This window comes from Micrococcus sp. FDAARGOS_333, assembly GCF_002206575.2.
GTDB classification, from domain to species: domain Bacteria; phylum Actinomycetota; class Actinomycetes; order Actinomycetales; family Micrococcaceae; genus Micrococcus; species Micrococcus lylae.
In genome coordinates this window covers 1,994,022-2,014,918 of record NZ_NJFJ02000001.1, presented here as the reverse complement: position 1 = coordinate 2,014,918, position 20,897 = coordinate 1,994,022, and the positions used below count along the sequence as shown (strand labels likewise).

The following is a 20,897-nucleotide window of genomic DNA, read 5'->3' as shown; positions in this document are numbered from 1 at the left end:
GAGCACCATGCCGACGAAGACCTCCGGCGGCCTGAGCCCCGTCAAGCGCGGGCTGGACCGCATGTGGGCCGCCCTCGAGGGCCGTCGCATGCTCGACATGACGGTCCTGATGATCGCGGGCAGCACCGCGGTGCTGACCGTGCTGGGCCTGGTGATGGTGCTGTCCTCGTCCTCGGTCGAGGCGATCGGCTCCGGGGGCTCGTACTCCCTGTTCCTGCGCCAGGCGCTCTGGGCGTGCGTGGGCATGGTGATGCTGACCGCCGCGACCTTCACCCCGGTGCCCTGGATCCGGCGGATGGCCTGGCCTGCGCTGGCCGTGTCCGTGGTCCTGCTCGGCCTGGTCGCGTTCACGCCGCTGGGCGTGAACGTCGGCGGCAACACGAACTGGCTGCGCATCGGCTCGTTCACGGCGCAGCCGTCCGAGCTCGCGAAGCTCTCCCTCGCCCTGTGGGGCGGCGCCGTGATCGCGCGCAAGGGGCGCCTGGTGAACCAGATCAAGCATGCCCTCGTGCCCGTGGTGTTCCCCGGCGGCGTGCTCGTCCTCGGCCTGATCATGTGGGGCAGGGACCTGGGCACCGCGATCATCGTCGCGCTCGTGCTCGCCGCCGTGCTCTGGGTCGGCGGGGCCCACCGCATCGTGTTCATGGTCACCGCGGGGCTGGCCGCCCTCCTGACGATCGGCCTGACGCTGTTCGCCTCCCACCGCATGCTCCGCGTCCAGGCCTGGCTCGGCGTCGAGGCCGCGTGCGATGACCCCTCGGACCCCTGCTTCCAGCCCGCCCACGGCCTCTATGCGCTGGCCTCCGGCGGCTGGTGGGGCGTCGGCCTGGGCCAGTCCCGCCAGAAGTGGAGCTACATCCCGGAGGCGGAGAACGACTTCATCTTCACCATCCTCGGCGAGGAGCTCGGGCTGCTCGGCACCCTGCTCGTGATCGGCCTGTTCGCGATCCTCGCCCTGGGCATGTACCGGGTGGCCGCCCAGACGCGCTCGACCTTCATCCGCGTGGCCACGTGGGGCATCATCACCTGGTTCGTGGGCCAGACCTTCCTCAACGCCGGCATGGTGTCCGGCCTGCTGCCGGTGGTGGGTGTCCCGCTGCCGTTCATCTCGTACGGCGGCTCCGCGCTGACCCTGGCCATGACGGCTGTGGGCGTCGTGCTGTCCTTCGCACGCCATGAGCGTCGCCTGGCACACCTGGCGGCCCAACAGGCCCACGCCGCCTCGTTCAGACCGATCGATCCGACGCCCGCTCCCCAGACCCAGGAGGCCTGATCATGACCGTCCCCTCCACCGAACGACCTCTGCGCGTGGTCCTGGCCGGCGGCGGCACCGCCGGGCACATCTCCCCGATGCTGTCGATCGCCCGCGCCCTCCAGGAGCCGCAGCCGGGCCCGGACGGCACCGTCCCGGTGCCGGCGGTCTGCACCATGGTCGGCACGGAGTCCGGCATGGAGACCCGTCTGGTCCCCGACGCCGGCTTCGAGCTCGACACGATCGGGCGCGTCCCCTTCCCGCGCCGTCCCTCGATGGACGTGCTGCGGTTCCCCGGCCGGTTCCGTGCCGCGATCGACCAGGCGAAGGCCATCCTGCGCCGCCGGGAGGCCGACGTCGTGGTCGGCGTGGGCGGCTATGTGTCGACTCCCATGTACCGGGCGGCGAAGTCCCTCGGCATCCCCACGGTGGTGCACGAGGCGAACGCGCGGCCGGGAATGGCCAATCGCTGGGGCGCCCGTTCCGCCGCCCGGGTCGCCGTGGCGCTCAAGGGGACCCCGCTGAAGGGCTCCGAGTGGGTCGGAATGCCGATGCGTCAGGAGGTGTCGTCCCTGGACCGGGCCGAGGCCCGGGGCGCAGCCGCCTTCGAGCTCGGCCTGGACCCCGAGCGCACCACCGTCGTCGTCACCGGCGGCAGCTCCGGCGCGCTGTCCGTGAACCGCACCGTCCAGGGCGCCCTGGACGACCTGCTGGGCGCCGGTGTGCAGGTGCTGCACCTGACCGGACGCGGCAAGGAGGTCACCGACTCCGCCGGGCAGCGCGTGGTCCGTGACGGCTACCACCAGCGCGAGTACCTCGACCGCATGGAGCAGGCCTATGCCGTGGCCGACCTCATCGTCGCCCGGTCCGGTGCCGGCACCGTCTGCGAGGTCTGCGCCGTGGGGCTGCCCGCCGTCTTCGTCCCGCTGCCGATCGGCAACGGCGAACAGGCCCTCAACGCCGAGCAGGTCGTCGCCGACGGGGGAGCCCTGCTCGTCCGTGACGACGCCTTCAGCCCCGAGTGGGTCCGCCGCGAGCTCATCCCGCTGGCGACCTCGCCCGAGCGCCTGTCCGCCATGGCCGCCGCCTCCGCCGCCCACGGTGTGCGGGACGCCGACCAGAAGATGGCCCGACTGACCCGGGCCGCCGCCGCCGAAGGAGCACGTCGATGACCGCCGCCACCGCACACCCCGAGGACTTCCCGGCCGAGGGCCGCGTCCACTTCCTGGGCATCGGCGGAGTCGGCGTCTCCGGCGTCGCCCGCATCCTCCAGGACCAGGGCGTGCCCGTGTCCGGCACCGACGCCAAAGACCTGCCGGTGATGCACCAGCTGGCCCAGGGCGGTGCCCGGATCACGGTCGGCTACGCCCCGGAGAACGTCGGCGACGACGTCGTCTGCGTCATCGCCTCCTCGATCGCCGGACCGGGCAATCCCGAGTACGACGCGGCGGCCGCCCGCGGGCTGCCCATGATGCACCGGTCGGAGGGCCTGGCCATGGCCATGCGCGGCCACCGCGTCCTGGCCGTCGCCGGCACCCATGGCAAGACCACCACCTCGTCCATGGCTGCCATGGCCTTCACCGAGGCCGGCTGGAAGCCCACCTTCGCGGTGGGGGCCGCCGTCGCAGGGCTCGGCACGAACGCCGCCCACGGCGAGGGCGACTGGTTCGTGGCCGAGGCCGACGAATCCGACGGCACGCTGGTGAACTACCCGTCCACCGTCGCGATCGTGACCACGGTGGAGGCCGACCACCTGGACCACTACGGCACGGAGGACGCCGTCCATGAGGTGTTCCGCACCTTCGCCGGACAGCTCCCGGCCGCCGCGGACGGCGGTGCACTGGTGGCCTGTCTCGACGACGACGGCGCCGCCGCCCTGGCCGCCTGGGCCCGGGACGAGGCCCGCTGCCGGGTGGTGACCTACGGCACCGCCGAGCGCGACGGCGTCCGTCCCGACCTGCTCGTCGCCGAGACCCTCGTGGACGCACGGGAGTCGGGCGTGGGCCAGCGCGTGCGCTACGAGCTCGCCGACGGCACTGCGGTGTCCGTGCGCCTGCAGGTGCCGGGCACCCACAACGCGCTCAACGCCGCGGCCGTCCTCCTGGCCGCCGTGCAGGCGGGCATGGAGCCGGAGGCCGCGGCCGCGGGCCTGGAGGCCTTCCGCGGCACGGCGCGCCGCTTCGAATTCCGCGGCGCAGGCCGTGGCGTACGCGTCTTCGACGACTACGCCCACCATCCGACCGAGGTGGCGGCTGCCGTCTCCGCCGGTCGGGCGGTGGCCGGCACGGGCCGGGTACACGTGCTGTTCCAGCCGCACCTGTTCTCCCGCACCCATGACTTCGCCGCAGAGTTCGCCCAGGCGCTCTCGACGGCCGACCGCGTGCGTGTGCTCGAGGTCTACGCCGCGCGCGAGGAGCCGATGGAGGGGGTGGACTCCAGCCTGATCTCCTCCCGCCTCACCACGCCGGACGAGACCGACCGTGCGGTCGCCGCCGACCCTGAGCGGGCTGTCGCCGACCTCGTGGCGGGGGCCGAGCCGGGCGACGTCGTGATCACCATGGGCGCCGGAGACGTGACTGCGCTGGGGCCGACCATCGTCGCCGCGCTGTCGGACGACGCCACGGCCGCGCAGTGAGGATGCCACGGCTGCGACGCCGCGGCGACACCGCGGCGACACGGCGCCGGGACTCCTCGTCCCAGCCTGTGGGCCAGAACGTCGTCGCGTTCCCGGAGCCTGCACGCAGGCCCCGCCGCTGGCTGCGGTGGACGATGGCCGCGTTCGCCCTGGTCGCGCTGGTGGCCGGCGCCCTGGTGCTCTACTTCTCGCCGGTGCTGGCCGTGGACCGCGTGGAGGTCGACGGCACCCGTCTCGTGGACCGCGCCGACGTCGAAGAGCGTCTCCGGCCCCTTCACGGCGTTCCGCTGCCGCAGGTCGGCCGAGGACGCGTCCAGGACCTCGCCGGCGACCTGCCCGGGGTCGAGTCGTTGGACATGATCGCAGCCCCGCCCACGGGCCTCCAGGTGACCGTGCACGAGCGCCGTCCGGTGGCGGCCCACGTCTCCGACGGCACCGCCCGTGTGCTGATGGACGACGGGGCCGTGCTGTCGGGTGTCGATCCACGGGTGTTCGAGGGCCAGACGCCCGTGCCGGTCGCCCCGGGGGTGCTGCACGCCGACGAGCGCACCCGTGCCGCCGTGGCGGCCGTCGTCGACGCGCTGCCGTCCGCCCTGCGCGAGCGGGTGGAGGAGGTCCGCGCCGCCGGTCCGGACTCCGTCGAGCTGCGCCTGGAGGACGGCCCGTCCGTCCAGTGGGGTGGCACGGACCAGCCCCGAGTCAAGGCCGCCGTGGTGGAATCGCTTCTCGGGCAGGGCGAGGAGTCCCGGGCGGGTGTCGAGGAGCTCGACGTCTCCGTCCCGGACCGCCCGGTCACCCGGTGACGAGGTCGCCGCAACCTCACAGCATTCAACTCGAAGGTGAAGGTGAAGGCGATGGGTGCGGCCAGATCGCGCCCCTCGGGTGTCGCGCGGAGAGCGCGTGTGCTTCAAGCATCGCGTGAAGGTTGAGATCTATGGCGAGAAATCAGCGTCCATGCGGGCCTGGGCGCTTTGCGCGGCGGTCCGCCGTGACGCTACCGTTGCCCTGAACGTTGGGTGTCGCCGCGTTCTCCTCCGCGCCTCCGGGCAGCCTTCAACCCCGTGTTGAGGGTCCGGGGATGGGAGGGCGGCGCGGCGGCATCCGCCCGACTCGGTCGCCCATGGCCCCGCGTCGGCACCGGCTCACATCGAGACTGAAGACAAGGGAACTGAACACCGTGGCTGCACCCCAGAACTACCTGGCCGTCATCAAGGTCGTCGGCATCGGCGGCGGCGGCGTGAACGCCGTCAACCGCATGATCGAGGTCGGCCTGCGCGGCGTCGAATTCATCGCGATCAACACTGACGCGCAGGCTCTGCTGATGTCGGACGCCGACGTCAAGCTCGACGTGGGCCGCGAGCTCACGCGCGGCCTCGGCGCCGGCGCGAACCCCGAGGTCGGCCGTCAGGCCGCCGAGGACCACGCCGAGGAGATCGAGGAGGTCCTCCGCGGTGCGGACATGGTCTTCGTGACCGCCGGCGAGGGCGGCGGCACCGGCACCGGCGGCGCCCCGGTCGTGGCCCGCATCGCCCGTTCCCTGGGCGCCCTGACCATCGGCGTCGTCACCCGCCCGTTCACCTTCGAGGGCCGTCGCCGCGCCGACTCCGCCGAGAACGGCATCGACGCCCTGCGTGACGAGGTCGACACCCTCATCGTCATCCCGAACGACCGCCTGCTCTCCATCTCGGACCGCAACGTCTCCGTCATGGACGCCTTCCGCCAGGCCGACCAGGTGCTCCTGTCCGGCGTGCAGGGCATCACCGACCTGATCACCACCCCGGGCCTGATCAACCTGGACTTCGCCGACGTGAAGTCCGTGATGCAGGGTGCCGGGTCCGCGCTCATGGGCATCGGCCACGCCCAGGGCGAGGACCGCGCCGTCAAGGCCGCCGAGCTGGCCATCGCCTCCCCGCTGCTGGAGGCCTCCATCGACGGTGCCCACGGCGTGCTGCTCTCCATCCAGGGCGGTTCGGACCTGGGCCTGTTCGAGATCAACGAGGCCGCCCGCCTCGTCCAGGAGGTCGCGCACCCGGAGGCCAAGATCATCTTCGGCACCGTCATCGACGACGCCCTGGGCGACGAGGTGCGCGTCACCGTCATCGCCGCGGGCTTCGACAAGGTGGACGTCACCTCCGCCCCCACCTCCTACGGCTCCGGTCAGCAGCCCGTTCCGGGCCAGTCCGCTGCCGGCCAGCAGGGCTCCGCGCAGTCCGGAGGCCAGCAGGGTGGCCAGGGCGGCCAGCAGTCCGAGCACCAGGCCCGCCCGTCCGTGCCGGGCACCATGCCCCTGAACCAGGGCTCGCAGGGCGGCGTCGCGGGTGCGTCGCAGTTCGGCGGCCAGGCCCCGTCCCACGGTCAGCAGGACGGCGGCCGGCAGTCGCAGCAGCAGGCCCCGCGCCGTGCGCAGGAGGACCTGCCGACCGTCGTGGAGCCGGACCTCGGCTCCGGCGGCTCGGACCTGGACGTGCCGGACTTCCTGAAGTGATCTGACACGTGCTCGACCACTCGCCCGGGTCGGGGGACGCCGCCGCGTCCTCCGACCCGTTCGTGTTCCATGAGGTGACCGACGCCGACGGACGCGCGGTCCACGTGGCCTTCACCTCGGTGCAGGCCGGCAACCTGGCCTTCCACGTCCTTCCGGACGGCTCCGGCCACCAGCGCGAGCGGGCCCGCCAGGGCGTCGCGGCGGCCCGCACCCGACTCGAAGAGCGGATGGGCGTGGACGCCGGGTCGACGGCCTTCGTGGACCAGATCCACTCGGCCGACGTCGTGGACGCCGACGGCGCAGGCTGGGGCGACGGCCCCGTCCGGGTCGGCGACGCCATCGTCTCCGCCGGCGGCTCCCAGGCCCTGGCGATCATGGTGGCCGACTGCCTCCCCGTGGTGTTCGTCGACCCCGTCACCGGGGCCACGGCCGTCGCCCACGCAGGACGGCGAGGTCTTCTGGACGGCGTCCTGCAGAACACCCTCGACCGGCTGGCGGCGCTGCGCCCGGCCGACGCGGGTGCGGGCGAGCCGGTGCGCGCCTGGATCGGCCCGGGCGTCTGCGGCGCCTGCTATGAGGTGCCGGAGCAGATGCGGGCGGAGTCCGCGACGGTGCTCCCGGTGGCCTCCGCCACCACATCCTGGGGAACGCCCTCCCTGGACCTGCCCGCCGGTGCTGAGGCCGTGCTGGCCGCCCGCGGCGTGGACGTGCACCGCGTGCAGCTGTGCACCGTGGAGGACGAACGCCTCTTCTCCCATCGTCGCGCCCCCGGGCGCGGCCGTTTCGCCGGACTCGTCTGGAGGACCCCGTGACCGAGCAGCACCCCGCCGCCGACCGCTCCGCAGAGATCGCGGCCGGCCTGGAGCACGTCCATGGTCGGATCGAGGCGGCATGCGCCGCCGCAGGCCGTACGGACCGGCCCCGTCTGATCGTGGTGACCAAGACGCATCCGGCCGAGGACGTCCTCTCCCTCGCCCGCCTGGGCGTCACGGACGTGGGGGAGAACCGGGACCAGGAGGCCCGCCCCAAGGCCGAGGCGACCGCCGGGCTCTGCGCGGAGGCCTCGGTCACCGCGCCGGCCTGGCACTTCATCGGTCAGCTCCAGTCCAACAAGGCCAAACTCGTCATCCGCTACGCCGCTGCCGTGCACTCGGTGGACCGCGAGTCCCTCGTCGACGCCCTCGCCCGGGCGATGCAGGTGCGCGCCGAGCGTGCGGCGTCGGGCGAGGTGCCTGCCCGCGAGGACCTCGACTGCCTCATCCAGGTGGACGTGGACCCGCGTGAGCCCGAGGACCGTCCGACCGACGGCATCGGCGGCCGCGGCGGGGCGGCACCCGAGGACGTCCCCGCGCTGGCGGCCCGCATCGCCGCCGCGCCGCGGCTGCGCCTGCGCGGCCTGATGTGCGTCGCCCCGCGCGGGATCGACCCGGCGGAGTCGTTCGCACGCGCGGCAGACCTGTCCGCACGGCTGCGCGACGGGCACCCCGAGGCGGACCGGCTCTCCATGGGCATGACCGCCGACCTCGAGGAGGCGGTCGCCGCCGGGGCGACACACCTGCGCATCGGCTCGGACATCCTCGGACGCCGTGCGCACCTGGGATAGCGTTGCTGTGACAGCGCGTCGACCGCGCCGACCCCGGATCCCGGGTGTCGGACCTCGACGTCACCGACCGAATGGCCACGGCGGCGCGGCCCCTCTCCGCTGCGAGCCGCCCCTCCCCGAAGGAACTGACGCATGTCCGGTGCCCTGAAGAAGACGATGATCTACCTCGGCCTGGCCGACGGTGAGGACTACGACGAGATCCCGCGCCAGGAATCCCGTGAGCGCCGGCCGGCCGCCGCCGAGGACCGTCCGGCCACGGCGGCCTCCAGCCCGGCCGAGCACGAGCAGCGTGCCGCCGCAGAGCCGGCCTCCGCCGCTGCGGCCCCGGCCGAGCGCGAGCAGCGCCCCGCCCGTGCCGAGGGCTCCCGTCCGGCCGCCTCGGACCAGACCTCGCGCCCGTCCCGCGCGGAGAGCTCCGAGCAGGAGTACCGTGCCCCCGTCACCCCGATCAAGCGTGCCGCCGCGTCGGCCAGCGAAGGAGCCCCCGTGCGAACCCTGACCACCGTGCACCCGCGGTCCTACAACGACGCCAAGTCGATCGGCGAGGCGTTCCGCTCCGGCATGCCGGTGATCATGAACGTGACGGAGCTGGGGGACAACGAGGCCAAGCGCCTCGTGGACTTCTCCGCCGGCCTCGTCTTCGGCCTGCACGGCTCGATCTCCCGCATCACCAACAAGGTCTTCCTGCTGACCCCGTCGACCGTCGAGGTCATGGGGGACGAGAACCAGGACGGCGGCGAGCACGCCGCCCTGTTCACCGAGGACTGATCGCTCGCGATGGCGCTGCTGCTCGCCTGCCTGTACATCCTGCTCACGGTCTTCCAGGCCGTGCTGATCGTCCGGATCGTCTTCGACGTCGTGACGTCGTTCGTCCCGCACTGGCGTCCCTCGGGGATCGTGCTGGTGGTGGCGAGCGCGATCTACGGTGTCACCGACCGCCCGCTGCGCGCGATCCGGCAGAAGCTGCCGCCGCTGAACCTCGGCGGCGTCCAGCTGGACTTGGCGTTCCTCGTCCTGTTCATCGCCGTGGTGATCCTGAAGCTTCTCGTCCGCGCCCTGGTCTGACCCGCCGTCTCCGGCGGCGTCCGTGTCAGCCCCGGTGATAGCCTGACGGAGGCCTCCGGACCGCGGCTGCGGACCGCACCGGACCGCCACGCCCGCCGCCTGCGGACCCCAGCGCCGGGGTCTGCCCCCGACCCTGGAGGAGTGCCCCGATGTCGCTGTTGAGGGAGGACCTCGTCACCGAGCGGTTCCGTCGGACCCCACTCACGCAGGGCTGCGCCGTCGAGCAGGCTGAGCGGTGACCTCCACGGCCGTCGTCCGCCCCCGCCGCCGCACGCTCCTCGCGGCGGCGGTGCTCGTTGTCGCCTACCTGCTGGACCAGGGCACCAAGTACTGGGTCGAGCAGTCCATGACGCTCGGCCAGACCATCGACGTGATCCCGGGCCTGCTGCACTGGCACTACATCCTGAACCCGGGCGCCGCCTTCTCGATCGGCGAGGACATGACCTGGGTCTTCACCGTGATCCAGTCGGTCGTCGCCGTGGTCGCGCTGGTGCTGATCCTGCGCGTGCGCTCCCTGCCCTGGGCCCTGGCGCTCGGCGGCCTGGCCGGCGGAGTCCTCGGGAACCTCACCGACCGCCTGTTCCGGCCGCCGTCGTTCGGTCAGGGCCACGTGGTGGACATGATCTGGGTGCCGAACTTCGCCGTCTTCAACGTCGCAGACTCGTTCATCTGCTGCGCCATGGTCGCCGTGTGCCTCCTGGTCTTCCTGGGCCGCCGGGTGGACGGTGCCCACGACGACGGGCGGCGGAGCTGAGCATGGGCATGCACCCCGGACGCACGGAGACGCTCGAGGTGACGGACGAGCACGCGGGGCGACGGGCCGACGTCGTGCTCTCGGAGGCCTTCGGGGTCTCCCGCTCACAGCTGGCCGACTGGTTCTCCCGCGGGCTGGTCCGCGCCGAGACCCGCAACGGCCGACGCGACCGCACCCTGAGCAAGTCCGCGAAGGCCGTGCCGGGGGAACGGCTCGTGGTGGACGTGCCGGACGACGGCGACCCGCTGGAAGTGAGGATCGAACCCGTGGACGAGATGCGCATCCTGTTCGAGGACGAGCACATGGTGGCGGTGGACAAGCCCACGGGCGTGGCCGCCCACCCCTCGCCCGGCTGGGTCGGGCCCACGGTGGTCGGCGGCCTGGCCGCGCTGGGTTACCGGATCTCGACCTCGGGAGCCCCGGAACGCCAGGGCATCGTGCACCGGCTCGACGTCGGCACCACCGGCGTGATGGTGGTGGCGAAGACGGAGCAGGCGTACACGGCGCTCAAGGACCAGTTCCGCGACCGGGTGCCGACCAAGGTGTACCACGCCGTCGTGCAGGGCCTGCCGGAGCCGCTGTCCGGGACGATCGACGCGCCGATCGGCCGGCACCCCGGCCACGAGTGGAAGTTCACCGTGATCGACGGCGGCCGGGCCTCGGTGACCCACTACGAGACGCTCGAGGCGTTCGGTCCGGCCACCCTCGTCCAGGTGCACCTGGAGACCGGACGCACCCACCAGATCCGCGTGCACTTCTCCGCGCTGCGCCATCCGTGCGTGGGCGACCTGACCTACGGGGCGAACCCGAAGCTCGCCGCCGAGCTGGGGCTGACGCGGCAGTGGCTGCACGCCCATCGGCTCGAGCTGCCGCATCCGGTCACGGGGGAGTCCGTGACGATCGTCTCGCCGTACCCGGACGACCTCGACCACGCCCTGGCCGCCCTGCGCGGGGAGGCCTGAGCGCAGTAGGCTGGAGCCTCGCCGCCCAGCCCCCGCCGTCGCCCGGACACCGTCCGACCCGTCGGCCGAACCACCCCGGCGCCCCGGTCCCCTCCGGTGCGCCCCGTGCCCAGGAGGAAGTGCGCACCGATGTCCGCGACCGCCGAGACCGCCGCAGAGGCCACGAAGGACGGTGGCTTCGTCCACCTGCACACCCACACCGAGTACTCGATGCTGGACGGCGCCGCGAAGCTCGACGAGCTCTTCGCCGAGGCCAACCGCCTGGGCATGGACTCACTGGCGATCACGGACCACGGGTACCACTTCGGCGCCTTCGACTTCTGGAACAAGGCCAAGCAGGCCGGTGTGAAGCCGATCATCGGCCTCGAGGCCTACCTGACACCGGGGAACCAGCACCGCACGGACAAGGAGAAGACCCGCTGGGGCGAGCCCCACCAGCGCGGGGACGACGTCTCCGGCGGCGGCGCGTACACGCACATGACCCTGCTGTCCGAGGACAACACGGGCATGCACAACCTGTTCAAGATGGGCTCGATCGCCTCGCTGGACTCCGTGTACGCGAAGTGGCCGCGCATCGACCGGGAGCTGCTCAGCCAGTACTCCAAGGGCATCATCGCCACCACCGGCTGCCCCTCGGGCGAGGTGCAGACCCGCCTGCGCCTGGGGCAGTACCGTGAGGCGCTGCAGGCAGCCTCGGACTTCCGGGACATCTTCGGCAAGGACAACTTCTACTGCGAGGTCATGCACCACGGCCTCGACATCGAGCGCCGCGTCATGACGGACCTGCGCCGGCTCGCCAAGGAGCTGGACCTTCCGTTCGTGGCCACGAACGACCTGCACTACACCCACGAGCACGATTCGAAGGCCCATGAGGCGCTGCTGGCCATCCAGTCCGGCTCCAAGCTCAACGAGCCGACCTATGACCAGGGCGGCTCCCGCTTCGCGTTCTCCGGCACCGAGTACTACCTGAAGTCCCCGCGGCAGATGCGGGACCTGTTCAAGGAGCTTCCGGAGGCCTGCGACAACACCCTGGTGATCGCCGAGCGGTGCGAGGTCTCCTTCGACACGGACGCGAACTACATGCCGCTGTTCCCCACCCCGGACGGGGAGGACGAGACCAGCTGGCTGATCAAGGAGGTCGCCGCCGGCCTCGACTACCGCTACCCGGACGGCGTGCCGGACCACGTCCGCAAGCAGGCGGACTACGAGCTGGACGTCATCATCTCGATGGGCTTCCCCGGCTACTTCCTGGTGGTGGCGGACTTCATCAACTGGGCCAAGGACCACGGCATCCGCGTGGGCCCCGGCCGCGGCTCCGGCGCGGGCTCGATGGTCGCGTACGCGCTGCGCATCACGGACCTGGACCCGCTCAAGCACGGCCTGATCTTCGAGCGCTTCCTCAACCCGGACCGTGTGTCCATGCCGGACTTCGACGTCGACTTCGACGATCGCCGCCGCTCCGAGGTGATCGACTACGTCACCCGCAAGTACGGGGACGAGCGCGTCACCATGATCGTCACCTACGGCACCATCAAGACGAAGCAGGCGCTCAAGGACTCCGCCCGCGTGATGGACCAGCCGTTCTCCATGGGCGAGGCCCTCACCAAGGCGCTGCCGCCGGCGGTGATGGCCAAGGACATCCCGCTGAAGGACATCGAGGACCCGGAGGCCAAGCGCTACGCGGAGGCCGGTGACTTCCGCGAGCTGATCGCCACGGACCCGGTGGCCAAGGAGGTCTTCGAGACGGCGAAGGGCCTGGAGGGCCTGAAGCGGCAGTGGGGCGTGCACGCCGCGGGCGTCATCATGTCCTCGCACCCGGTGATCGACGTCATCCCGATCATGCGCCGGCTGCAGGACGGCCAGGTCATCACCCAGTTCGACTACCCCACCGCGGAGGGGCTCGGACTGATCAAGATGGACTTCCTGGGCCTGCGCAACCTCACGATCATCTCGGACGCGATCGAGAACGTGAAGGCCAACCAGGGCGTGGACCTGGACCTGGAGACCCTCGACGTGGACGACCGGGCGTCCTACGAGCTGCTCGCCCGCGGCGACACCCTCGGCGTGTTCCAGCTCGACGGCGGGCCCATGCGCTCGCTGCTGAAGATGATGCGGCCGGACAACTTCGAGGACATCTCGGCGACCATCGCGCTGTACCGTCCGGGCCCGATGGGAGCGAATTCTCACACCAACTACGCGCTGCGCAAGAACGGGCTCCAGGAGATCACCCCGATCCACCCGGAGCTGGAGGAGCCGCTCAAGGACATCCTGGACACGACCTACGGCCTGATCGTCTACCAGGAGCAGGTCATGGCGATCGCGCAGAAGGTCGCCGGCTACTCGCTCGGACAGGCGGACATCCTCCGCCGTGCGATGGGCAAGAAGAAGAAGGCCGAGCTGGACAAGCAGTACGAGGCCTTCCACGGCGGCATGATCGACCGCGGCTTCTCGGAGGCCGCCGTCAAGGCGCTGTGGGACATCCTGCTGCCGTTCTCGGACTACGCGTTCAACAAGGCGCATTCGGCCGCGTACGGGCTGGTGTCCTACTGGACCGCGTACCTGAAGGCCCACTATCCGGCGGAGTACATGGCCGCGCTGCTCACCTCGGTGGGGGATGACAAGGACAAGCTGGCGATGTACCTCAACGAGTGCCGCCACATGGGCATCACGGTGCTGCCGCCGGACGTCAACGAGTCCTTCCAGAACTTCACCCCGGTCGGCAACGACATCCGCTTCGGCATGGGCGCGGTCCGCAACGTCGGTGCGAACGTCGTGCGCGGCATGGTCCAGAGCCGTGAGGAGAAGGGCAACTACACGTCCTTCGGCGACTTCCTGGCGAAGGTGCCGCTGGTGGTCTGCAACAAGCGGACCATCGAGTCCATGATCAAGGCCGGCGCCTTCGACTCCCTCGGCTACGCCCGCCGCGCGCTGCTCGCCGTCCACGAAGAGGCCGTGGACGCCACCGTGCAGCAGAAGCGCAAGGAGGACCACGGCGAGTTCACGTTCGACATCTTCGCGCTCGGCGGCGGGCAGGACACGGAGGAGGAGAAGTCCGACTCCGTGGTGGTCCCGGACCTGCCGGAGTGGCCGAAGAAGGACAAGCTCACCTTCGAACGCGAGATGCTCGGCCTCTACGTCTCGGACCATCCGCTGCAGGGGCTGGACGGCGTCCTCAACCAGTTCGCGGACACGCAGATCACCCGCGTGCTGGACGACGACGGTCCGGCCGACGGCCAGTCCGTGACGATCGCGGGCCTGATCACGACGCTCGAGCGGCGCATCGCGAAGTCCTCCGGCAACGCCTATGCCCGGTGCGAGATCGAGGACCTCGGCGGCTCGATGGACGTGATGTTCTTCGGCCAGGTCTACGCCCCGATCGCGATGATGCTGGCGGAGGACCTGGTGGTGGCGGTCAAGGGCCGCGTGCAGCGCCGCGACGACGGCTCCGTGGTCCTCTCCGCCCAGGAGCTGACCATCCCGGAGCTGAAGGACACGGACGGCGGGCCGGTGACCATCACCATCCCGGCGTTCCGTGCCACGGAGGACCTGATGGGCCAGCTCGCGGACACCCTCCGCAACCACGACGGCTCCACCGAGGTGCGCCTGCACTTGTCCGGCCAGCGGTCCACGGAGGTCTACCAGCTGGGCCCGCAGTTCCGGGTGAACCCGAATCCGGCGCTGTTCGGCGACCTCAAGGTGCTGCTCGGCTCCCACTGCCTGGGCTGAGCGCGCGGTACGCTCACCACAGACGCCCCCGCGTGATCGGAAGGAGCAGACGTGCACTGTCCGTACTGCCGGCATGAGGCCTCCCGTGTGGTGGACTCGCGCTCGTTGGACGACGGCTCGGCGATCCGCCGGCGCCGCCAGTGCCAGGACTGCGGCAAGCGGTTCACCACCATGGAGACCACGTCGCTGACCGTGGTGAAGCGCTCCGGCGTGGCCGAGCCCTTCGACCGCTCCAAGGTGATCAACGGCGTGCGCAAGGCCTGCCAGGGTCGCCCCGTGAGCGCGGACGACCTGGCGATGCTGGCACAGGAGGTCGAGGAGTCGATCCGCGCCACCGGCCATGCGGAGGTGGACGCGCATGACGTCGGCCTGGCGATCCTGGACCCGCTGCGCCGGCTGGACAAGGTGGCGTATCTGCGGTTCGCGTCCGTCTACCAGGACTTCGAGTCGCTGCAGGACTTCGAGACCGCGATCGCGGACCTGCGGGAGATGGGGGACGAACGTCGTTCTCCGGCTTTACAACCACGGCTGTTCACCCGGTAGAGTGGTGCCCGGTTCCGGCAGTGCCGGGACCACGAGTCTGCCGAGGGCGGTTCCGGAGGGGAAGCCGGAACCGCCCTCGGTGCATTCCGGGGTCGTCGGGCCCCGGGCGTGCAGAGGCAACGAGGTCCCGACGACGGCCGCTCGCCGTCCGTCGGGACCTCGCCTCGTCTGGGGGTCGGGTCAGACCTGTGGTGCGTCGAACCCGGGGATGTCGTCGATCATCGACAGGTCCGCGTGCGGTCCCCACAGGGGACGACCCGAGCGCCCCTGGTGCATGTCCTCGAACAGGCGCGCCTCCGCCTTGGTCCATTCGTTGCCGAGGAACAGGTCGTGGTCTTCACGGTAGAAGTGCGGTGCGCCGGGAGTCCGGGTGATCTCGCCGAGCACCGGTCCGTCGGGCGTCTCGTACATGTCGACGCGGCACAGCGGCATCGGCAGGGACAGGGAGAGCCGCACGGCGACGGCCAGCATATGGTCGAGCTGCTCGGGGACCGGGATGTCCTCGGAGTGCTGGCCCCACAGCGCCACCTTGCCGAGGCTGACGCCCTTGTCGTCCACATAGCGTGTGGTGGTGACCGGGCGGCCGTCGATGATCTGCGGTCGGCGCAGGAGGACGTGCAGGACCTTTCCGTAGGCGACGTAGATCTTCACGTCGTCGGGCAGGCCCTCGCCGTGCAGCGGACGGAGCAGCTGCTCGGCGAAGACGGGGCCGTAGGAGGCACCGGCGGCACGTGCGGCCTGGAAGTGCTCGACGACCTCGGTCGTGGAGAGCGTACGGGGCGGGTCGTGGCTGATCCACTCGTAGCGGTCCTCGCCCACTCGGCGCAGCGGCAGGACCGCCTTGCTGGCCGTGCCGCCGTCGGACTTCACGACGAATTCGTCCGGCAGTCGAGACAGGTCGACGTCCTCGGGACGCTCGGCCAGTGCATAGATCGTGGGCAGGGCGACGCCGTGGCTGGCCGCGTAGGCATGGACCCACAGCTTGCGGTTGAGCTCGCCGATGCGCTCCTTCGCAGGGCTGGGATCCTGACGGTAGTGCTTGCCGAGGTCGACCCAGGCGTGGTGGTGGCGCAGGAACGAAGGGGACTTGATGCGCCTCTGCCAGATCGCCACGTGGTTGCGCAGTCGCCTCACCTCCTTGCGGGCCGCGTCGCGCTCCGCGACGGCGTCGGCCAGCTGCGCCTGTGCCGCCGTCAGCGTGCCCTCGTGCTGCGCGGCACGGGCCTGTGCATCGGTCAGCAGTTCCAGCAGCTCCTTCGTGCGGGCCTCGGAACGGCGCAGACGTTCGTCGGCCGACGGGCCGGAGTCAGGGACGGCGGAGGCCGGGGCGTTCGCAGCGGACGTGCCCCGGTAGCGCCGGAGCGCCGACGTCACGGGCGTCGGCACGGTTCGGCGCAGGAGCCGGGACAGGGCCGTGCGGGGACGGGGTGTCATGTCGACTCTCCTGTGACGTCAGTTCGCGTCGGCCGGGTCGTCGTGAGCGGCCAGGGCGGCGCCGACGATGCCCGCGTTGTTCACCAGCTGGGCGGGGACGATGGGGGCGTTCAGCCGCAGCAGCGGCAGGTAGTCGTCCGGGCGCTTGGAGATGCCGCCTCCGACGATGAACAGGTCGGGGGAGAAGATCCGCTCGAGGTGGCCGAAGAAGCGCTGCAGCCGCTCGGCGTACTCGGGCCAGGACAGGTTCTCACGTTCGCGGGCCTTGGCGGAGGCGCGCTGCTCGGCCATGACGCCGTCCAGCTCCATGGTGCCGACCTCGAAGTTCGGGACGAGGCGGCCGTCGTGGATCATGGCGCCGCCGATGCCGGTGCCGAGGGTGATGACCATGACCAGCCCCTGGGCACCGCGGCCGGCGCCGTAGCGGGCCTCGGCGAGGCCGGCGGCGTCGGCGTCGTTGAGCACACGCACCGGACGCTTGAGGGTCTCGGAGAAGAGACCGGCGATGTCGGTGCCGATCCAGGAGGTGTCGATGTTGTTCGCGGACAGGCAGACGCCGTCGCGGACGATCGAGGGGAAGCAGACGCCCAGGGTCGCGTCGGCCGGGGCGGCCTTCGGGCGGGCGTCGAGCTCCTCGGCGATCGCCGCGAGGGTCTGGGCGACGGAGTCCGGGACGGCGGGCTGCGGGGTCGGGATGCGGAAGCGGTCGCCGCGCAGAGTGCCGGCCTTCTTGCCGGTGCCGAGGCGGACCTGACCGCCCTTGATGCCGGTGCCGCCCACATCGATGCCGACGGCCGTGGGGTACTTGGAGGTGCTCGAAGTGCTCACGGGCGCCAGTCTACGGACAGGCCCGAGGGCTGTCCGCGCACCGGCGCCCGTGGCGCGACTCACACGTGTCAGACGGCGGTGAGGATCTCCGCGCCGTCCTCGGTGACCACGATCGTGTGCTCGAACTGAGCCGTGCGCTTCCGGTCCCGGGTGACCACGGTCCAGCCGTCGTCCCACATGTCCCACTCGTGGGTGCCGAGGGTGATCATCGGCTCGATGGTGAAGACCATGCCGGGAACGAGCAGGGTGTCGTGCAGCGGGGCCGTGTCGTAGTGGGGGATCACGAGGCCGGAGTGGAACTCCACGCCGACGCCGTGGCCGATGAAGTCGCGGACCACGCCGTAGCCGAAGCGCTTGGCGTAGGACTCGATGGCGCGGCCGATGATGTTGACCTGGCGGCCGGGCTTGACGGCACGGATGCCCCGCATCATGGCCTCGTGGGTGCGCTCGACGAGCAGGCGGGACTCCTCGTCCACGTCGCCGACCAGGAAGGTGCGGTTGTGGTCCCCGTGGACGCCGTCGTAGTAGGCGGTGATGTCCAGGTTGAGGATGTCCCCGTCCTCGAGGACGGTCGAGTCCGGGATGCCGTGGCAGATGACCTCGTTCAGGGAGGTGCAGATCGAGCGCGGGAACTCGCGGTAGCCGAGGCAGGACGGGTAGGCGCCGCGCTCGACGAGGTACTGGTGGGCGATCCGGTCGAGCTCATCCGTGGTGACGCCGGGACGGATGTGGGCGGCGGTGTGCTCCATGGCCTCGGCAGCGAGGCGGCCGGCCTCGCGGATCCGGGCGATGCCGGCGGCGTCGTAGACGTCCGAGGCGTTGCCCTCGTCCGCGGTCTTCTTGCCCACGTACTCGGGGCGCGGGATCGAGGCGGGCACGGGCGGCGCGGGGGAGAGGACGCCCGGGGTCAGGGTGCCGATCGGGGCACGCGAGCCCTCCTGGGGCGCGGGCGGGCCCTCCGGACGGGGGCCGTTGTGGCTGGACGGTGCTGCAGGACGCGATTCGGGCATGGTGTCCAGCCTACTCGGGGGCTACGCTCGCCCCCATGAGCGAGAAAGAGTTCTGGTACAACACCCGCACCGGCCAGGTCGAGCAGGGCGCCCAGTCGGACTGGTCGCAGCTGCTGGGCCCCTACGGCTCCCGCGAGGAGGCCGAGGGGGCGATGGCGAAGGTCGCGGCCAACAACGAGGCCGCGGACGCCGCGGACGACGAGGACAGCAAGTGGGACAACCGTCCCGGCAACGACGCCGACTGACCTCGGGCCCCGCCGTCTCGCTCCCGGCCGCCGGCGGCGACGGGCGCGCGGCAGCGGGAGGCCGTCAGGACTCGAACTGGTGTTCCGGGGCCGGGAAGGCGCCGGTGATCACGTCCCGGCGGTAGGCGGCCACGGCGTCGGTGATCACGGAGTGCAGGTCCGCGTACTGCTTCACGAAGCGGGGCTTCCTGCCGTCGGAGAGGCCGAGCATGTCCTGCCAGACGAGGACCTGTCCGGTGGTGCCGCCGCCGGCGCCGATGCCGATGGTCGGGACGGTGAGGGCCTCGTCCACGGCACGGGCGACCTCGGTGGGGACCATCTCCATGAGCACGCAGAACGCGCCGGCCGCCTCGAGGGCGCGGGCGGAGGCGATCATCCGGTCGGCCGCGCCGTCGCCGCGGCCCTGCACCCGGTAGCCGCCGAGCACGTGCTCGGACTGCGGGGTGAACCCGATGTGGGCCACCACGGCGATGCCGGCGGCGGTCATGGCCTCCACATGGGGGACGAAGCGTTCGTCACCCTCCATCTTCACGGCGTGCACACCGGCCTCCTTCACCAGGCGCATGGCGGAGCGGACGGCCTGCTCGGGGGACTCCTCGTAGGAGCCGAAGGGCAGGTCCGCCACCACGAAGGCCCGCTGTACGCCGCGGACGACGGCGGCGGAGAAGGTCACCATGTCCTCCACGGTGACCGGCAGGGTCGAGGAGTGGCCCAGCATGGTGTTGCCGACCGAGTCGCCGACCAGCAGCGCCTCGACGCCCGCGGCGTCGAACAGGGCGGCCGTCATGGCGTCGTAGACGGTGAGCATCGCGAACCGCCGTCCCTCGTCCTTGGCCCTCTGCAGGTGCACGGTGCGGTAGCGGGACGGGGCGGGCGGCCCGTACACGGCGGTCTCGTCGGCGGTGTCTGCGGAAGCGGGTGCGACCGCGCTGTCGGCGGCCTGGGGATGCTGGGTCGACATGTGCCCGAGTCTACGCAGTGGCGTGCACCACGCCGACTACAGTGACGTGCATGGATCGACAGCAGGATTTCGTGCTCCGCACCATCGAGGACCGGGACGTGCGCTTCGTCCGCCTCTGGTTCACCGACGTCATCGGCACCCTCAAGTCCGTGGCGCTGGCCCCGGCCGAGGTGGAGGGCGCCTTCACCGAGGGATTGGGCTTCGACGGCTCCTCGATCGACGGCTACACCCGCATCTTCGAGTCTGACATGCTCCTGCAGCCGGATCCGTCCACCTTCCAGATCCTCCCGTGGCGCGGTGAGCAGGAGCGCACCTCACGCATGTTCTGCGACGTGCTCACCCCGGAGGGCGAGCCTTCCCCGGCCGATCCCCGCCACGTGCTGCGCCGCGTCCTGAACAGGGCCGCGGACATGGGCTTCAGCTGCTACACGCACCCGGAGATCGAGTTCTACCTGCTGCAGTCCTCCCAGCCCGGACCGGACGGCAAGCCGGTCCCGGTGGACTCCGCCGGCTACTTCGACCACGTCCCCGGCGGCGTGGCCCAGGACTTCCGCCGCCACGCCGTGACGCTGCTGGAGGACATGGGCATCTCCGTGGAGTTCAGCCATCACGAGGGCGGCCCCGGACAGAACGAGATCGACCTGCGCGCGGCCGACGCACTGACCACCGCGGACAACATCATGACGTTCCGCACGGTGATCAAGGAGGTGGCCTCGCTCAACGACCACTACGCCACCTTCATGCCCAAGCCCTTCTCCGAGCACCCGGGCTCTGGCATGCACACCCACTTCTCCCTCTTCGAGGGCGACTCCAACGCGTTCTACGACCCTTCGGACGAGTACCGGCTCTCCACCACGGCGCGGCAGTTCATCGCCGGCCTGCTGCACCACTCGGTGGAGATCACCGCGGTGACCCACCAGTTCGTGAACTCCTACAAGCGCCTGTGGGGCGGCGGCGAGGCGCCCGCCTACGTGTCCTGGGGCCACAACAACCGCTCCGCCCTCGTGCGCGTGCCGCTCTACAAGCCGGACAAGGCGGGCTCTGCCCGCATCGAGTACCGCGGCCTGGACGCCGGGGTGAACCCCTACCTCGCCTACGCCCTGCTGCTGGCCGCCGGCCTCAAGGGCATCGAGGAGGGCTACGAGCTGCCCGAGGCCGCCGCCGAGGACATCTCGGCGCTGACCACCATGGAACGTCGCGCCCTCGGCCACCAGCCGCTGCCGGGCACCCTGCACGACGCCCTGCGCATCATGGAGGACTCCGAGTTCGTGGCCGAAGTCCTCGGCGAGCACGTCTTCGAGACCCTGCTGCGGAACAAGGCCCAGGAGTGGGACGACTACCGGGTCCAGGTCACCGAGTACGAGATCAAGCGCTACCTCAGCGGCCTCTGAGCG

The 20,897-nt window shown here is 71.2% G+C and carries 19 protein-coding genes; 15 read left to right on the top strand and 4 right to left on the bottom strand.

Annotated features, from left to right (window positions below; genetic code table 11):
* Positions 1-7 precede the first annotated feature (7 nt).
* From CEQ11_RS08895 to nrdR, 13 genes are all read left to right on the top strand, one after another.
* A complete protein-coding gene (locus CEQ11_RS08895; RefSeq protein WP_227718821.1) occupies positions 8-1,273 on the top strand; it encodes an FtsW/RodA/SpoVE family cell cycle protein in 1,266 nt (421 codons plus the stop codon).
* Positions 1,274-1,275: 2 nt separating this feature from the next.
* Positions 1,276-2,424, top strand: a complete 1,149-nt coding sequence (gene murG / locus CEQ11_RS08890) for an undecaprenyldiphospho-muramoylpentapeptide beta-N-acetylglucosaminyltransferase (RefSeq protein WP_088478375.1) — start codon at positions 1,276-1,278, stop codon at positions 2,422-2,424.
* Positions 2,421-3,887, top strand: coding sequence for a UDP-N-acetylmuramate--L-alanine ligase (gene murC, locus CEQ11_RS08885; RefSeq protein ID WP_088478374.1), 1,467 nt, complete (start codon positions 2,421-2,423; stop codon positions 3,885-3,887). Before murG ends, murC begins: the two co-directional genes overlap by 4 nt.
* A gap of 68 nt (positions 3,888-3,955) precedes the next feature.
* Positions 3,956-4,690, top strand: a complete 735-nt coding sequence (locus CEQ11_RS08880; RefSeq protein WP_135103264.1) for a cell division protein FtsQ/DivIB — start codon at positions 3,956-3,958, stop codon at positions 4,688-4,690.
* A gap of 374 nt (positions 4,691-5,064) precedes the next feature.
* Complete coding sequence (gene ftsZ, locus CEQ11_RS08875) at positions 5,065-6,372, top strand: cell division protein FtsZ (RefSeq protein WP_088478373.1); 1,308 nt, start codon at positions 5,065-5,067, stop codon at positions 6,370-6,372.
* Between the two features lie 8 nt (positions 6,373-6,380).
* Positions 6,381-7,184, top strand: coding sequence for a polyphenol oxidase family protein (locus CEQ11_RS08870; RefSeq protein ID WP_088478372.1), 804 nt, complete (start codon positions 6,381-6,383; stop codon positions 7,182-7,184).
* Complete coding sequence (locus tag CEQ11_RS08865) at positions 7,181-7,975, top strand: YggS family pyridoxal phosphate-dependent enzyme (protein ID WP_088478371.1); 795 nt, start codon at positions 7,181-7,183, stop codon at positions 7,973-7,975. The genes CEQ11_RS08870 and CEQ11_RS08865 overlap by 4 nt, the downstream gene beginning before the upstream one ends.
* A 132-nt stretch (positions 7,976-8,107) precedes the next feature.
* Positions 8,108-8,743, top strand: a complete 636-nt coding sequence (locus CEQ11_RS08860; RefSeq protein ID WP_088478370.1) for a cell division protein SepF — start codon at positions 8,108-8,110, stop codon at positions 8,741-8,743.
* Between the two features lie 9 nt (positions 8,744-8,752).
* Complete coding sequence (locus CEQ11_RS08855) at positions 8,753-9,040, top strand: YggT family protein (protein WP_067188667.1); 288 nt, start codon at positions 8,753-8,755, stop codon at positions 9,038-9,040.
* 235 nt (positions 9,041-9,275) lie between these two features.
* Positions 9,276-9,794, top strand: a complete 519-nt coding sequence (gene lspA / locus CEQ11_RS08850) for a signal peptidase II (RefSeq protein WP_067188665.1) — start codon at positions 9,276-9,278, stop codon at positions 9,792-9,794.
* A 2-nt stretch (positions 9,795-9,796) separates the two neighbouring features.
* Positions 9,797-10,756, top strand: coding sequence for an RluA family pseudouridine synthase (locus CEQ11_RS08845; protein ID WP_088478369.1), 960 nt, complete (start codon positions 9,797-9,799; stop codon positions 10,754-10,756).
* Between the two features lie 129 nt (positions 10,757-10,885).
* The gene (gene dnaE, locus CEQ11_RS08840; RefSeq protein ID WP_088478368.1) at positions 10,886-14,482 is read left to right on the top strand and encodes a DNA polymerase III subunit alpha; all 3,597 of its coding nucleotides are present in this window, start codon (positions 10,886-10,888) and stop codon (positions 14,480-14,482) included.
* A gap of 51 nt (positions 14,483-14,533) precedes the next feature.
* On the top strand, positions 14,534-15,025 hold the full coding sequence (gene nrdR / locus CEQ11_RS08835) for a transcriptional regulator NrdR (RefSeq protein WP_067188660.1): 492 nt from the start codon (positions 14,534-14,536) through the stop codon (positions 15,023-15,025).
* A 180-nt stretch (positions 15,026-15,205) separates the two neighbouring features.
* Here nrdR and CEQ11_RS08830 read toward each other — a convergent pair whose 3' ends face one another.
* From CEQ11_RS08830 to map, 3 genes are all read right to left on the bottom strand, one after another.
* Entirely contained in the window at positions 15,206-16,459 is a 1,254-nt protein-coding gene (locus tag CEQ11_RS08830) for an ATP-grasp fold amidoligase family protein (RefSeq protein ID WP_088478367.1), read from the bottom strand.
* 18 nt (positions 16,460-16,477) lie between these two features.
* Complete coding sequence (gene ppgK, locus CEQ11_RS08825; RefSeq protein WP_087134059.1) at positions 16,478-17,287, bottom strand: polyphosphate--glucose phosphotransferase; 810 nt, start codon at positions 17,285-17,287, stop codon at positions 16,478-16,480.
* A gap of 68 nt (positions 17,288-17,355) precedes the next feature.
* Positions 17,356-18,297, bottom strand: coding sequence for a type I methionyl aminopeptidase (gene map / locus CEQ11_RS08820; protein ID WP_088478366.1), 942 nt, complete (start codon positions 18,295-18,297; stop codon positions 17,356-17,358).
* A 35-nt stretch (positions 18,298-18,332) separates the two neighbouring features.
* Here map and CEQ11_RS08815 point away from each other — a divergent pair, with 35 nt between their 5' ends.
* Positions 18,333-18,542, top strand: a complete 210-nt coding sequence (locus CEQ11_RS08815; protein WP_067188654.1) for a hypothetical protein — start codon at positions 18,333-18,335, stop codon at positions 18,540-18,542.
* Positions 18,543-18,606: 64 nt separating this feature from the next.
* Here CEQ11_RS08815 and panB read toward each other — a convergent pair whose 3' ends face one another.
* Positions 18,607-19,503, bottom strand: a complete 897-nt coding sequence (gene panB / locus CEQ11_RS08810; RefSeq protein ID WP_088478365.1) for a 3-methyl-2-oxobutanoate hydroxymethyltransferase — start codon at positions 19,501-19,503, stop codon at positions 18,607-18,609.
* A gap of 50 nt (positions 19,504-19,553) precedes the next feature.
* On the opposite strand from panB, the gene glnA reads away from it, so the two are divergent.
* Positions 19,554-20,894 carry a type I glutamate--ammonia ligase gene (gene glnA, locus CEQ11_RS08805; protein WP_067188652.1) on the top strand — a complete coding sequence of 447 codons (1,341 nt, stop codon included), beginning with the start codon at positions 19,554-19,556 and terminating at the stop codon, positions 20,892-20,894.
* The last annotated feature ends 3 nt before the right edge of the window (positions 20,895-20,897 follow it).

Excerpts from the sequence above, each read along its gene's own strand:
- CEQ11_RS08895 (WP_227718821.1), top strand. The coding sequence starts at position 8 with ATGCCGACGAAGACCTCCGGCGGCCTGAGCCCCGTCAAGCGCGGGCTG.
- murG (WP_088478375.1), top strand. The coding sequence starts at position 1,276 with ATGACCGTCCCCTCCACCGAACGACCTCTGCGCGTGGTCCTGGCCGGC.
- murC (WP_088478374.1), top strand. The coding sequence starts at position 2,421 with ATGACCGCCGCCACCGCACACCCCGAGGACTTCCCGGCCGAGGGCCGC.
- CEQ11_RS08860 (WP_088478370.1), top strand. The coding sequence starts at position 8,108 with ATGTCCGGTGCCCTGAAGAAGACGATGATCTACCTCGGCCTGGCCGAC.
- CEQ11_RS08855 (WP_067188667.1), top strand. The coding sequence starts at position 8,753 with ATGGCGCTGCTGCTCGCCTGCCTGTACATCCTGCTCACGGTCTTCCAG.
- CEQ11_RS08845 (WP_088478369.1), top strand. The coding sequence starts at position 9,797 with ATGGGCATGCACCCCGGACGCACGGAGACGCTCGAGGTGACGGACGAG.
- dnaE (WP_088478368.1), top strand. The coding sequence starts at position 10,886 with ATGTCCGCGACCGCCGAGACCGCCGCAGAGGCCACGAAGGACGGTGGC.
- CEQ11_RS08830 (WP_088478367.1), bottom strand. The coding sequence starts at position 16,459 with ATGACACCCCGTCCCCGCACGGCCCTGTCCCGGCTCCTGCGCCGAACC.
- map (WP_088478366.1), bottom strand. The coding sequence starts at position 18,297 with ATGCCCGAATCGCGTCCTGCAGCACCGTCCAGCCACAACGGCCCCCGT.
- CEQ11_RS08815 (WP_067188654.1), top strand. The coding sequence starts at position 18,333 with ATGAGCGAGAAAGAGTTCTGGTACAACACCCGCACCGGCCAGGTCGAG.
- panB (WP_088478365.1), bottom strand. The coding sequence starts at position 19,503 with ATGTCGACCCAGCATCCCCAGGCCGCCGACAGCGCGGTCGCACCCGCT.
- glnA (WP_067188652.1), top strand. The coding sequence starts at position 19,554 with ATGGATCGACAGCAGGATTTCGTGCTCCGCACCATCGAGGACCGGGAC.